We start from the raw sequence: 13,833 nt of genomic DNA, 5'->3' as shown, positions 1-13,833 counted from the left end.
CTATGTTTGAAATCAATTAAACTTAGAGGATAGTAAAAAGGCCAGGTGAACAAAAGAGTTCTCCTGGCCTTTTCTTTGCTTATTTAAACAGTTGTTTCTTCTTTAGCTTTAATTTTTTCGTTAGCTCCTACAAAAGTTTCGAGCTTCTTCTTTGGTTTTTCCCAATACTGTTCATTTCCTGGTAGATCATCAAACCATGCCGCATCTTTAGGACAATCTAGAACCATGAATTTACCATAATGATTATCACGGGATTGGTGATATTTAAGGTATGCTTTACCGTCTTCAATAGCTAGAATTTCAATTTTACCAGAAGTGTGACTCATGGACAGACGAACGCGTTTACCTAATCCAGAAGTCATTGCTTTAGCCTGTTCAACAGCATTATATGCTTCTTCGAGGGTAAGAACGAAATCATTGTTTCCAGCAACTGGGCGGTTAATGAAAAAGTAATATGGTGTAACTCCAGCCCATGATAACTTGTCTAGTAACTCTCCAAGAACTTTAGGATCATCATTAATTCCTTTTAATACAGGTGTTTGGTTAACAACAATTGCACCAGCTTGGTGAAGGGCATCAAAACCACGTTTAGCCTCTTCAGTAATCTCCACTGGATGATTAATGTGAGCCATTACATATATTCGCTGTTCCGGTGTAGAGTATTCACGAATAAGCTCTAGTAACTCTTCATCTTCATAAATTCTCATTGGATTAAATACTGGCATTTTTGATCCAAGACGAATGATCTTTACATGTGGGATTTCACGAAGTTGCTCAATGATAAGGCGTAACTTCTTCGTTGCAAGTATAAGTGAATCTCCACCTGTTAATAAAACATTGTTTATTTCAGGGTGGTTTTTGATGTATTCAATACCAGGTTGTACGTCTGCCATTGCTTCTTTAATGTCATTACGGAAAAGACGTTTACGGAAGCAGTAACGACAATAAGCACCACATACTTCAGATACAATTAATAAAGCTGTTGTTCCATATTTATGCTGGCATCCTGGTGCAGCATAATTCGTGTCTTCATCGGAAGCATCCCAGCGCCCATACTCTTCCAATTCTCCTTCGTTAGGTATGATCAGCTTTTTAATTGGGTCGTTCGGATTATTCCAATCAATCAAATTTAAGTAGTAATCATTCACACGAAACACGAATTTTTCAGTGATTTTTTTTAGTTTTGCACGTTCTTCTTCAGGAATTTGAGTAATCTTATCGATGTTCATAATGTACTTTGGTTGTGCCATTCTATATCACACTCCATTACAAGATTAATAGATTCTTATCCATTATAAACATAATCTTTATATTTGGTCAAAAACGGAATAAAACATCTATTTTTCTAACAAAATGAAATATTTCCTCCATATTTCTTTTGTTTATTTAGGCTAATTCATCATCTTATGCTTTTTTGAAGAAATTGTGTATGACCTCTTCACAGACGAGCAAACATATCATAAAATGAAATAAATCCTTCATAAAAATGAAGTGTAGAAGGAATTTGAACTGAAAGGGGTTTGTTGATTAACAATGGCCATTCGGAAGGTGGAACATCCATTCATTCAGTACGGAGCCAAAACAAAGAAATCATACGAACTAATGAAGGAAGCAGAGGATTATTTACCTGGAGGAGTTACAGCTAACATTAAACATTTCGCGCCTTATCCGATCGTGATGAAAAAAGCTGATGGTGCTTGGATAGAAGATGTTGACGGAAATCAGTATGTCGACTATTTGATGGCATATGGATCATTAGCTTTAGGGCATGGGCATGAAGATATAAAAACTGCAATACAAGAGCAAATGATTCAAGATGGAACGTTTTTATTTGGAACGCCACATGAACTAGAAACAACATTTGCTAAGAAAATACAGTCGTACTATCCATCAATGGAAAAATTAAGATTTACTAATTCTGGTACAGAGGCAACACTATTGGCAATTAGATTAGCTACTGCATTTACAGGAAAGAAGAAGATAGCAAAGTTCGAAGGGCATTATCATGGTGGATATAATGATGTCTTGTACAGCATTAATCCTTCACTTGATGAGGCAGGAGAAGAGGAATCACCAGAAGCAGTTCCAGAGTCTTCGGGTTTAGATCTTTATTCTGATGAAAGACCTCTGATGCTTCCTTTCAACAACATCGAAGCCACAGAGAGATTAATTGGAAAAAATGCTTCAGAATTAGGGGCAGTTATTATTGAACCAGTTCAAGGAGGATTTATTCCTGCAAAACAACAATTCATGACACGTTTGAGAGAAATTACAAAAAAACATGGAATAATTCTTATTTTTGACGAAGTAAAGACCGGCTTCCGCAGTGCACTTGGTGGCGGTCAGGAGATTTATCATATCAAACCAGATATTACTACACTTGGAAAAGTTATAGGCGGTGGCTTTCCAATTGGTGTTGTAGGGGGAAGGGAAGAAATACTAACAATTAGTAAACCAAATGCTACTGGTGATGTGTTCAATGTAGGCCAAGGGAAAAAGTCTTCAGCGAAGGAGATTTTGTTTCATAGTGGGACTTACAACGGACATCCGACAATTTTAGCGACAGGTTTAGCAACTATTGAACGTTTAGAGCAGGATTTTGACCAAACAATAGCGTATACTAATACTTTGAAGGCTGAAATAGAAAAGCTTGGTAATAAAGCAAATATTCCATTAAAAACGTTAGGTCTTGGAACTATTTTCAGTATTGTGTGCACCCGTGATAATAAAATACGGCATTACCGTGACCTCCAAAACACTAACCTTAGTTTACGAAAAGAGTTAGACTTCCATTTATTGAATGAGGGTATTTATACGAAACCAATGAATCGCTACAGTATTTCCACTACTCACGGGGATAAAGAAATGGAAGCAACGTTAAGCGCCTATGATAAAGTATTAAATAATCGCTTAGGGGGAGATGGTATGTCCTAAGGGGGAGGACTTGTGTTAGAAAGCGAAGTTTATAAACGAATGATTCAAAGTCGCGACAGAATGAGTAAATCCCATAAAAAAATAGCAAATTATCTCATTGAGAATCATGAAACGGCACCTTTTCTAACCGCATCAAAGTTAGCGAAAAACGTCCAAGTTGGAGAAGCAACTGTCATCCGCTTTGCATTTTTTCTAAATTATAAAGGTTACCCTGACTTACAACGTCATTTACAGGAAGCATTACAACGTAAAATGACATCAGCAGAAGTATTGGCAAGAACGACAGATGCAGATGATATGACAGAGAATGTTATCTCTGAGGTGTTATCTGACGATATTCAAAATCTAAAAATGACGTTGGGGCAAGTAGAGCCAGACAACTTTGAAAAAGCGGTTAAGGAAATTATTAATGCAAAAAGAATATATATTATTGCTTATCGAAGTGCAACCAGTATCGGAACATTTTTAGAGTTCTATCTTGACCTTGTTCTTCAAAATACAGAGTTAATTAGGCAGGCAGATGGAGTTTCTGAACATTTACTTGATATTACAGAAGAGGACCTTGTAATTGGACTTGGTTTCTCTCGTTATACGAAACGTACTGTAGAGGTATTAAAATATGTGAAGCAGCAAGGGGCAAAGACGCTAGTCATTACAGACCATCTAATGAGCCCGTTAGTACCATACGGTGATCGAAATATTGTTGCGGCAACGGAGATTAATTCCTTTATTGATTCCTTTGCAGCACCAATGAGTATAGCAAGTGCTTTAATTACTGCATTAACAAGGTCAGAGCATAAACAAGTGGAGAAACGATTAAAGGAATTAGAAGATCTATGGGGTACTTTTGATGTTTTTTACGATTAAAAGCTTAAAAAGCCTGGAGGAATGTGAAATAACCATTCTTCTCCAGGCTTTTTATATTGCTTAGTACTATTGCTTTTCTTATTCAGCTACGACTTCTTTATCCTTATTTTCGTCCCGTTTTTTTCTAAAGTATTGAAGTGCTCCAATTAAGATGAATAAGGCCAAACCAGAAAGCTCTACTGGCAGATCATCTGGAATAATAAGCATTATACCAGAAGCAAATAGTAAAATTCTTTCGAACCAGAAAGGCTTATAAATAAAGTAATTCATCATTGTTGCACTAATTGCCATCATACCGAGTAGTGCGGTAATTAATACTGGTACTAACGTCAATACCGTAGCATCCTGCAAGAGGAGTACGGGGTTAAATACAAAGACGTATGGAATAATGAAAGCAGCAATTGCCAACTTGAAGGCTGTTACACCTGCTTTCATTGGGTTGGCCCGGGCTATACCGGCACCTGCATAGGCGGCCAAACAAACTGGTGGTGTAATGTCTGCAACAATTCCAAAATAGAAAACAAAGAAGTGGGCAGCGATAGGCTCTACACCAAATTGAATTAATGCTGGAGCAGCCATAGTTGCAGTTACAACATAGTTTGCTGTAGTTGGTAATCCCATTCCTAATAAGATACATGCAATCATTGTAAAGAATAATAGTAAGAAAAGGTTATCACCAGCAAGATTTAGTAATCCCCCAGCAATTTTTGAACCTAATCCTGTAAATACAACAATACCAACAATGATACCTGCTGTAGCACAGGCTGCGATTACTGGTAATGCAACACGGGCACCTTGCTCTAATGCATTAATCATATCCTTGAAGCTCATTCTAGTATCTTTTCTGAAGAAGCTAACAAGGAATGCTGTACCAATCCCATATAAAGCTGCAGTAGTTGCAGTAAACCCACTAACTAGCATAAATACAATTGCTACAAGGGGCAGTAATAAATCGACTCGTTTTAAGAGCCCTTTTAATGTGGGAAGCTGATCCTTTGGAAGTCCATGTATTCCATGACGTTTTGCTTCAAAGTGAGTCCCCATAAATACACCAGAAAAATAAAGTATAGCTGGAATGATACCGATAATTACAATATCGCTATACGATATACCTGTTACATACTCTGCCATAATGAAGGCAGCTGCACCCATTATAGGAGGCATAATTTGTCCACCTGTGGAAGCGGATGCTTCTGCTGCTGCAGCAAATTCTGGACGGAATTTTGCTCTCTTCATCATTGGAATAGTAAATGACCCAGATGCTACTGTATTTGCTACAGAACTACCGGTTACCATACCTTGCATGGCTGATGCCGTAACGGCTGCTTTTGCAGTACCACCTGTGTATCTTCCTGTTGCACCAAAGGCAAGGTCATTAAAATATTGCCCAACTCCTGTTTTTGTAAGCATGACACCAAAGAATAAAAACAGGAATATAAATGTGGAAGAAATTTGAATTGGTGTACCAAAGATTGCATCTGTTGAATAAAACAATCTTCTTGTTAAGCCAGTCCAGTCAAAACCTCCATGTCCAAAATGAGGTATATTTGTTCCGAATAGACCATATAAAATGGCAACAACTCCAATTACAACGATTGGTATTCCAACTGCTCGTCGAGTTGCTTCTAATAAAAGAATGATACCAATTGTAGCGACGACAATATCAAGTGTTGTATATCCTAATATTCTAGCTCCGCCTGTAAGCCAATCATATTGAAATAAAATATAATAACAAGAACCCATTCCCATAAATGCAAAGAGAACATCATACCAAGGTACTCCTTTGCGTTTTAAACCTGTTTTCTTTGCTGGATATAAAAGGAAAATGAGTGATAGGGCAGTACCTAAATGAACTGCACCTTGCATTAAAAATACGAGTGGACCATTTATAGGTAACGCTCGCCATAAATGAAAAACTGTAAGGGAAATGGCGAGGAATGAAATAACCCAAGCCCACCTGCCTGGATTCTGTCGAAAGGCTGACTCTTTGTCATACTTCGCAAGCATTTCCAGTTTCTGCTCTTCTGATAATACTTCTTTTTCTTTCATATATTCACCACCTTCAAATTTTGTTAGAACTATATGTAATGACAAATCGACGAAAAGGTAGGAGATAGAATGGTTGTCCTGCGTTTTCGTCGAATTGTTGATGCATCATCAATAAAGATATATGCAATGTAGGATTGGACTATAATTCAATTATTACCACATTTTAGTGCAGTAGACAATGATATATTATGTGAACGCTATCGAAATGCATGTATAAGAATGACTTAAAAACCACTGTCTTAGCATGAAAGAAAAGGTTGAAAACTATTCATTATACGCCTTTTTTCGTTGTAAAAAGGCCGGACACTTAGAGGTCCGGCCTCGTTGATGTTATATCATAATAATTATTGAATGCCAGCTTCTTCAAAGTACCTTGCAGCACCAGGATGAATTGGCAGACCTTCTGATCCAAGAAGTGCATTTTCTTTCGTTAAATTAGCACCTTGTGAGTGAGAGATTTGGTCGCTATTTTCAAATAAAGCTTTTGTAATAGCATATCCAAGATCCTCATCGATTAAATCAGTAGATCCAACTAATACTGCATAAGCAGTAATTGCTTGAACGTCCTCTTCTAGGAAGTCATATGAATCGGCTGGAATAGTTAATGCGCCGTACCCACTATTTGCTTCAATGTACTGTAGACCTTCTGCAGTAATTGGAATTAAGCGTACATCACGTTGTAGAGCAAGCTCATCAATGCTACCTGCTGGTAAACCTAAAAGACCGAAAGAAGCGTCTAAGTTACCATCTTGAATACGACCTGCAGCATCACCGAAACCTTCTTCAAATGCGTTATAGTCACCATCTTCAAGACCATAAGCTTCTAGGATTAATTTTGCAGCAGCTTGTGTACCAGAACCTGGAGGTCCAATCGCTACGTTTTTACCAGCTAGATCAGCGATTGTTTCAACACCTGAGTTTGCAGGAGTTACAATTTGCATTACTTCTGGATAAATATGACCCATAAAGCCGAAGTTTTCAATTTCTACTCCTTCAAAGTCTCCATCTCCTGTTAGTGCATCGACTGCAGGTAGATGAACTGTCATACCTAGTGCAAAATTTCCTTGAGCAATTTCAGATAGGTTTTCTACTGAAGCTCCAGATGAAACGGCACTTAAATCAAAATCTTCATATCCTTCGATATTGTTGTTAATTACAGTAGCCATTTCACCACCAAGTGGGTAGTAAGTTCCACCTGTACTGCCTGTCCCCATTTGCAAATTACTAATGTCGACATCATCATCACCACAAGCAGCTAAGACTAAGCTCGCAGTTAAAACTAGTGCTAACATGGAAAGTAGTTTCTTTTTCAAATTCCATTCCCCCTAAAATAATAGTCTACCAATGATACCTAATTAAAAAAATTGTTAGTATCAACATTAATTTAAGCAGAAAACAACAAACATGTCAAAAATTTCTCATTTACAAATTTCAGCAGTCAAGCCTACAAAACGAAAATGTTACTATATTAGGTTTTATAGCTTATAATCAAGAGTTTTTAATATTTAATTAATTTTATTAGTTATTAATTAGGTGTTTTTCCCTCACAAATAATTAATAAGGCATGAGTGGAAAAATGTATAATAATCATGACTTTTGTCCATTTCAATCGAAAAAGGGAGAAAAATATAGTTATTGTGTGAATGGTAATTCTACACAGCTTTTTCTTTTTCTACAAAGGACATGTTTTCCCACTTGCGAGACCTCCAGCGTATCAGCATTAGTACTCCTCTGATCCACTCATCTAAAATAAACGCCAACCAAATACCTATAAGTCCCAATCCTAGCATAACTCCTGCTCCATATGAAACTGTTACAGCAACACCCCACATGGAAAGAATTCCAATATAAACAGGATATTTCACATCCCCAGCAGCCCTTAAGGAGTTAATTACTACTAAATTAAATGCACGTCCAGGCTCTAATATGATAGACATAATCATAAGTATTCCGCCAAGCTTAATTACTTCAGGGTTATCTGTAAAAATACCTAACAATGTTTCTCTGAATAACGCAAAGATAATTGTACCAAACGTACACATTGCCATTGCAATCCATAAGCTTTTTAAACAGCGGTGATAAGCCTCTTTTATGCGACCTTCACCTATTAAGTAACTAATTATAATTTGTGTCCCTTGACCTATTGCAATGGAGAAAAGGAATGCAAACATTATTATATTCATAACATACACTCTAGTCGTTAGTGCAGCAGTCCCCATGGAAGCAATAAATATGGTAATTACCATTTGGGAAGCGTTGTAAGATAAATGCTCTCCAGCAGAAGGGATTCCTATTTTAAGTAGTTGCCTCAATTCATTTTTAGGGAATTTTCTTGTCAAGAATGACCATGGGATGTTTCCTTTTAGTCGTTTATATAAGAAAATGAAAAGAATGATTAAACCTAGCCCACGACTAAATGTAGTACTAATTGCAACTCCTGTAACGCCGAGTACTGGAGCTCCAAATGCTCCAAAAATAAAAATGTAGTTTCCGATTACATTGACGACGTTCATTCCAAGTGTTACATACATAGCGTCCTTCGTAAAACCGTGACTTTTAACAATTGCCCCTAACGTCATAATTAAAGCTTGAACAAATGAAATTCCACCTACTACTTGGAGATAAATTAGAGCCTGGTCCATTAACTCAATTGGAATATTCATTAATACAAGTAATTGTTCTCCAAAAACGAAAAGAACGAAACTTAGTAAAAGCCCGAAGACAAGGTTTGCAACAATAGAAACTACTGCTATATGATTTGCCTTTTCTTCATTATTAGCTCCTAAGTACTGTGCAATTAGTATGGTAGTTCCTGTTGCGACAAAACCAAACATGACAATAATCAAACTCATGATTTGGTTTGCTACACCAACAGCAGCAACAGCATTATCATCATATTGACTTAACATGAGAGTATCTGCATTACCCATCAGCATGTGAAGTAGAATTTCTATAAATATTGGCCATGTTAAAGCGAAGAGGGTTAACTTCGCTGCTTTACTCTGAGTTGTTTTCATTCTATTTTACCTCGATTTCTAAAAAAGTTGGACATTTTCTTGAATTACTTAGATAATAATAATGGAAACTTAAATGATTTTGAAGGAATAATATCGATTACAATTGTACAAAATCGATATGGAAATAGAGGTAGATTGATGGATAATTTAGTATGTTCTATACCACCGATGCCAATTTTTATCAAAGGGGGATTAGCTACTTTTCGAAAGGGAGAGAGCCACTTCCACCGTGTTTTCCATATATTTGATTTACTATATGTAGTCCAAGGGACGTTATATATGATGGAAGATGGAAAGGAATTTGAAGTTTCAGAGGGGCAATATTTGTTTTTAGTCCCTGGGAAATATCATGGTGGGTATAAAGGCTGTGATGAGGAAACGAAGTACTACTGGGTTCACTTTTCTCTTTCTGGGGAATGGAGTTTAGAGACAACCAATGATCTAGATTGGTCAAAAATTATTGTCCGTGATAACACGTTTACAGAATCTGCACAATACAACCTAAACCTTCCGAGATTTGGAAAATTTCGTTCTTTTGAGAGGGGAGTTGAAGCATTTTCTATCATTAAACAATTAGATGAATCGAATAACCCTCCCGATAAATTGAAACAACAAATGTTTTTCAATGATATACTTATTCAAATCCAGCAGGACGCAATCGAGCTTCCTTCAAGTGCGAAGACAGTAACGGATGAGGTAATCAAATATATACGTGAGCATTACGACGAACAGGATTTTAAAGTAAAAGAAATGGCAAAGGTTCTTTTATATCACCCAGATTACTTAACTAGGTCGATGAAAAAAGTAATTGGGATGACTCCTATTCAATATTTAAATCATTATCGAATTTCTATTGCTAAAAGTAAGCTTGTCAATGAACATAAAGATTTGGCTACGATTGCTGTTGAATGTGGTTTTTCTGATGTTAGCTATTTTTCCCGAACTTTTAAAAAAAGGGAAGGAATTACACCAGGGGAATATAGAAGATTACGTGGGAGATAGGATTAGAAACTAGTTTCTAGAGTCCAGAAAAAAGCTGTAGTGAATTTAATAAGCAAAATAATTAGAAAGTTGGTGAATCTGATTGTTTGAAAATCGATTCTTTAAAGTTCTTGTAGGTATAATACTCATCTTATTAGTTGTCTTTTTAAGCACGAAAGTACCCTTTATTTTCCGACCATTAGTGGTATTTTTCCAGACGTTATTTATCCCTTTTTTAATCGCAGGAGTATTGTTTTATCTCCTGAGACCAATTGTAACATTTTTACATAAACAAAAAATACCTAAAGGACTTGCGATTGTCTTTATTTATTTAGGTTTAATAGGAATTGCAACTGGTTTTGTATTTTTAATTGGTCCGATACTGCAGAGGCAGTTAATGAATCTTGTGGATAACATGCCACGGCTTGTTAATGACCTAGGTGCTATCTTAATTCAGATTCAAGATAACGAATGGATCGCAAGGTATCAGGAGACAGAAAACTTTTCTATTGAAGGTATTATAGATAATGTTACTTCCTATATAATGGCTTCCATAGACTTCTTATCTACAAATATCGCAAAATTAATTGGTAGTGTCATTAATTTTGTACTTGTATTTATAATTGTTCCCTTTATGCTTTTTTACTTACTAAAGGATGGGGAAAAGGCTCCAAATCAAGTCCTTCGCTTTTTTCCAGAAAAACAACAAGTGGAAGGTAGAAGAATATTAAAGGATATGGATGAGGCACTAGGCTCATACATTCAAGGTCAAATTATCGTCAGCTTTTGTGTTGGTGTCTTAATGTATATTGCGTTTCTTATCATTGGAATTGAATATTCATTAATTCTAGCTCTTGTTGCTATGTTTACAAATGTAATTCCATTTGTAGGGCCATGGATTGGGACAATTCCTGCAGTAATTGTGGCATTAATCCATTCACCTATTATGGTACTCTGGGTTCTTCTAGCAATCGTCATTGTTCAACAAATTGAGAGTAATTTGATTGCGCCACAAGTGATGGGGAAAAAGCTTTCCATTCATCCTTTGACCATCATTATTCTCATTTTAGTAGGTGGACGATTTGCAGGGTTCTTCGGTTTATTATTGGCTGTTCCAACATACGCTGCGTCCAAAGTAATTGTGAGTCATACATACCGATTACTTAAACTTCGAAAAAGAAACGATGAACGTATTGCAGAAGAGCAGGCAGCGGCAAAAGAGTCATAAGAGTATGGAAAATTATCAGTAGTATAAGCACCTCGCTTTTTATAAGGATCATATAAGGTTTATAATAAATGTGAGGTGATGAAGATGAGCTTTGAACAAGATGGGATCAAACAAATTGATGTAAATGAATTGAAAGAGCTAATTAAGGATCTACCTAGTGACAAAGTTGTCCTTGATGTTCGGGAGCCAGAAGAATATGAAAGCGGACATATTCCTGGTATTCCACTCCTGCCAATGCGATCCATACCTTCTATGTTGAATGGTTTTAATGAAGATAAAGAGTATATCTTTATATGTAGAAGTGGAAACAGATCACAAAACGTGTCACTCTTTTTGAAGGAGAATGGATTTGAGAATGTTGTTAACTTCAATGGAGGAATGCTTTCTTGGGACGGGGAAGAAAAAGAAGGTCCAGAGTTCTACATAGAAAGTGATCAAGAGCTTCGAGACTGGAAAAAATAAGTGAAGATGTGTAAGCTCTACTTTCTAGGTAATTAAAATAAAAAAGCACACAATAGGATTTTTCCTATTGTGTGTTTTTTTTATAAATGGTCTGTCTTTTTTGAGTATGATTTTTTCTGTGGTTGCTTAAGCTTATTTTCCCTCGCTCTTTCGTTCTTATGTTGATTCAGCGCTTGGTTATCATGAGGTCTTTTATTATTGTCTTTTGTTGGTCCCATAATCTATCCTCCTTATCACTCTTTCGTTCTTAATATTTGTGTCTACTATCTAATTTATGTAAAAGTTTAGCTTGTCCTAACAATGGGAATAGGAACTAACAAATCCCAGAAGGAGGTTCGTATTCATGGACACAAAGAAATGGATATCTACATCCATATTAGTATCTATCGTTGCTTCTAGCTCCTTTATCCTCGGTACAAAGGATAGGCGGGAGAAGGCAATGATGAAATGGAAAAGTATGAAAGCTAGGGTGACAAAAAGGAAAAAAGAGGATTATGAAAAATATTATGAAATGAAGCTAGGACATTCTGACCCCCATGATATAAAAGACAATTCCATGATTGGTGAAGGAGCACTGTATTCTGTAAATTACTACAACCAAAAACGTAAATAACCGGATGGTGGGGGGAGTTGTCTTAAGTTCAATTCCCTCATCTTTAATTAAGTTAAGGTAAGCAAGTAGCCTGCAGCGATTTAAATTACATATTGTCTATTTTCACGGTAGACTAAATTGAAAATAGGTACGTTCTCTCATGGTCATTGTCCTTAAAGAATAATTAGGTTATTGGAAGGGAAACAATGATACTAAGTTATTCCCGTGGAAATGATGCTTAAAAAGAGGAGATTAAACATGATAAGAGAATGGAATATCCTAGAAGAAACTAAGAAAGTAATAATTGCCATAGGAACCGCTGCATTATTAGCACTAAGTTTAAATCTATTCTTGATTCCCGCGAATGTATTTGCCAGTGGATTTACAGGTATTGCCCAAATCTTTTCTGAATTAACTGGCCTGTCCCCAGGTATTCTATTATTTTTACTTAACATACCAGTGGCCATATTAGGATGGTTAAAGGTTGGAAAGAGCTTTACCTTCTATAGTTTTTTGAATGTTGCATTCACTACCTTTTTCTTAGAAGTGATCCCTGTTCAAACTGTTTCTCCTGATATTATTCTTAATTCTGTATTTGGTGGAGTCTTAGGGGGACTAGGGGCTGGTATTATACTGAAATTTGGTGCTTCTTCTGGTGGTTTAGACATTTTAGTACTTCTGTTAGCAAGAAAAAGCGATAGACCTTTAGGAGTCTATTTTTTTACAATTAATGCCATTATTGTTCTTACATCAGGCGTCATGTTTGGTATGGAGAAGGCACTATATACACTAGTTACTTTGTATGTTTTATCTAGAATTATTGATACTTTACATACGCGCCATGTAAAGCTGACGGCCCTCATTGTAACGAATAAAGGGGATGAGTTACAACAGGCTTTTCATGAAAGGGTAATTAGGGGAATCACTCGAATTCCTGCTAAAGGTGGCTACACAAAACAGGACAAGGAAATTTTAATGATCGTTATAACCCGTTATGAATTATATGAATTACAAAAAATTATTGATGAAGTTGATCCAGGTGCATTTACTAACATCGTTGAGACTTCTGGTATCTTTGGCATGTTCCGAAAAGATAATTAAAGGTTGTAACTTCTTAGTACAACTGTCGTCTAATAAGAAAATAGCTTGTAGGGGATGAGGAGGAGAATAGGGTGAACTTGTTTAAAATTGTACTTTTAATAGTAATGGGGACAGTATTTTTCGTAGCTTGTGGTACTAGTGAAGAAACAAGCCGTACTGGAGAAGGGGGAGATCCTTCTAATGAAGGCGAAGAATCAGCAGCAGAGGTTATCATTGAGGACCTTATTTTTACTTTAGGAACGGAAATAATAGGAAATGAGCTTCACATTGAGATGTTACTGAAGAATGAGAGCGATTCTGACAAGGAACTTGAATTCTCTTCCGGACAACAATATGATATTTTCATCAAGGATCCTGAAGGAAATAAGTTATATCATTACGCAGAAGAGATGATGTTTACTCAGGCTTTAATATATGAAACCATTGGCTCAGGAGAAACACTTATATTTGAAGAGGTTTGGGAATCAGAGGAAATACATGATTTAGATTATCTTGAAGTTGAAGCGCAGTTATTACCATCAACTATTGATGGTAATATATTTGATAACGAATTCCAAATAGTAAAAACTATTTCAAGTGAATAGAATTGGAAAGAGTCTGGG

13 protein-coding genes are annotated in these 13,833 nt (G+C 36.3%); 8 read left to right on the top strand and 5 right to left on the bottom strand.

The window, feature by feature from the left end:
- Nucleotides 1-83: 83 nt before the first annotated feature.
- On the bottom strand, nucleotides 84-1,250 hold the full coding sequence (locus tag BW724_RS15145) for a KamA family radical SAM protein (protein WP_088076026.1): 1,167 nt from the start codon (nucleotides 1,248-1,250) through the stop codon (nucleotides 84-86).
- Nucleotides 1,251-1,533: 283 nt separating this feature from the next.
- On the opposite strand from BW724_RS15145, the gene BW724_RS15140 reads away from it, so the two are divergent.
- Both BW724_RS15140 and BW724_RS15135 read left to right on the top strand, forming a co-directional pair.
- Nucleotides 1,534-2,934, top strand: a complete 1,401-nt coding sequence (locus tag BW724_RS15140) for an aspartate aminotransferase family protein (protein ID WP_088076025.1) — start codon at nucleotides 1,534-1,536, stop codon at nucleotides 2,932-2,934.
- A 12-nt stretch (nucleotides 2,935-2,946) separates the two neighbouring features.
- Entirely contained in the window at nucleotides 2,947-3,801 is an 855-nt protein-coding gene (locus BW724_RS15135; RefSeq protein ID WP_088076024.1) for a MurR/RpiR family transcriptional regulator, read from the top strand.
- A 78-nt stretch (nucleotides 3,802-3,879) separates the two neighbouring features.
- Here BW724_RS15135 and BW724_RS15130 read toward each other — a convergent pair whose 3' ends face one another.
- The 3 genes from BW724_RS15130 to BW724_RS15120 all read right to left on the bottom strand — a co-directional run bounded on the left by BW724_RS15130 (nucleotide 3,880) and on the right by BW724_RS15120 (nucleotide 8,867).
- Nucleotides 3,880-5,850 carry a TRAP transporter permease gene (locus BW724_RS15130; RefSeq protein WP_088076023.1) on the bottom strand — a complete coding sequence of 657 codons (1,971 nt, stop codon included), beginning with the start codon at nucleotides 5,848-5,850 and terminating at the stop codon, nucleotides 3,880-3,882.
- A gap of 344 nt (nucleotides 5,851-6,194) precedes the next feature.
- A complete protein-coding gene (locus BW724_RS15125) occupies nucleotides 6,195-7,163 on the bottom strand; it encodes a TAXI family TRAP transporter solute-binding subunit (RefSeq protein ID WP_088076022.1) in 969 nt (322 codons plus the stop codon).
- Between the two features lie 339 nt (nucleotides 7,164-7,502).
- On the bottom strand, nucleotides 7,503-8,867 hold the full coding sequence (locus tag BW724_RS15120; RefSeq protein ID WP_088076021.1) for an MATE family efflux transporter: 1,365 nt from the start codon (nucleotides 8,865-8,867) through the stop codon (nucleotides 7,503-7,505).
- A 39-nt stretch (nucleotides 8,868-8,906) separates the two neighbouring features.
- On the opposite strand from BW724_RS15120, the gene BW724_RS15115 reads away from it, so the two are divergent.
- From BW724_RS15115 to BW724_RS15105, 3 genes are all read left to right on the top strand, one after another.
- On the top strand, nucleotides 8,907-9,869 hold the full coding sequence (locus BW724_RS15115) for an AraC family transcriptional regulator (RefSeq protein WP_088076020.1): 963 nt from the start codon (nucleotides 8,907-8,909) through the stop codon (nucleotides 9,867-9,869).
- 82 nt (nucleotides 9,870-9,951) lie between these two features.
- Nucleotides 9,952-11,076 (top strand): AI-2E family transporter, encoded by a 1,125-nt coding sequence (locus BW724_RS15110; RefSeq protein ID WP_088076019.1) that lies wholly within the window; start codon nucleotides 9,952-9,954, stop codon nucleotides 11,074-11,076.
- A gap of 84 nt (nucleotides 11,077-11,160) precedes the next feature.
- Nucleotides 11,161-11,538: a rhodanese-like domain-containing protein gene (locus BW724_RS15105; protein WP_088076018.1), complete on the top strand. Its 378-nt coding sequence runs from the start codon at nucleotides 11,161-11,163 to the stop codon at nucleotides 11,536-11,538.
- A gap of 80 nt (nucleotides 11,539-11,618) precedes the next feature.
- Here the strand turns inward: BW724_RS15105 and BW724_RS15100 are convergent, their stop codons facing one another.
- On the bottom strand, nucleotides 11,619-11,756 hold the full coding sequence (locus BW724_RS15100; RefSeq protein ID WP_088076017.1) for a DUF3941 domain-containing protein: 138 nt from the start codon (nucleotides 11,754-11,756) through the stop codon (nucleotides 11,619-11,621).
- A gap of 125 nt (nucleotides 11,757-11,881) precedes the next feature.
- Between BW724_RS15100 and BW724_RS15095 the strand changes: the two genes are divergently transcribed.
- The 3 genes from BW724_RS15095 to BW724_RS15085 all read left to right on the top strand — a co-directional run bounded on the left by BW724_RS15095 (nucleotide 11,882) and on the right by BW724_RS15085 (nucleotide 13,815).
- The gene (locus BW724_RS15095; RefSeq protein ID WP_088076016.1) at nucleotides 11,882-12,151 is read left to right on the top strand and encodes a hypothetical protein; all 270 of its coding nucleotides are present in this window, start codon (nucleotides 11,882-11,884) and stop codon (nucleotides 12,149-12,151) included.
- A gap of 237 nt (nucleotides 12,152-12,388) precedes the next feature.
- Nucleotides 12,389-13,231: a YitT family protein gene (locus BW724_RS15090; RefSeq protein ID WP_088076015.1), complete on the top strand. Its 843-nt coding sequence runs from the start codon at nucleotides 12,389-12,391 to the stop codon at nucleotides 13,229-13,231.
- A 71-nt stretch (nucleotides 13,232-13,302) separates the two neighbouring features.
- A complete protein-coding gene (locus BW724_RS15085) occupies nucleotides 13,303-13,815 on the top strand; it encodes a BsuPI-related putative proteinase inhibitor (protein WP_088076014.1) in 513 nt (170 codons plus the stop codon).
- Nucleotides 13,816-13,833: the final 18 nt, after the last annotated feature.

Source organism: Litchfieldia alkalitelluris, assembly GCF_002153425.1.
GTDB lineage: Bacteria > Bacillota > Bacilli > Bacillales > Salisediminibacteriaceae > Evansella > Evansella alkalicola.
The sequence above is the reverse complement of the archived record's forward strand: the minus strand, read 5'-3'. Positions and strand labels throughout refer to the sequence as shown.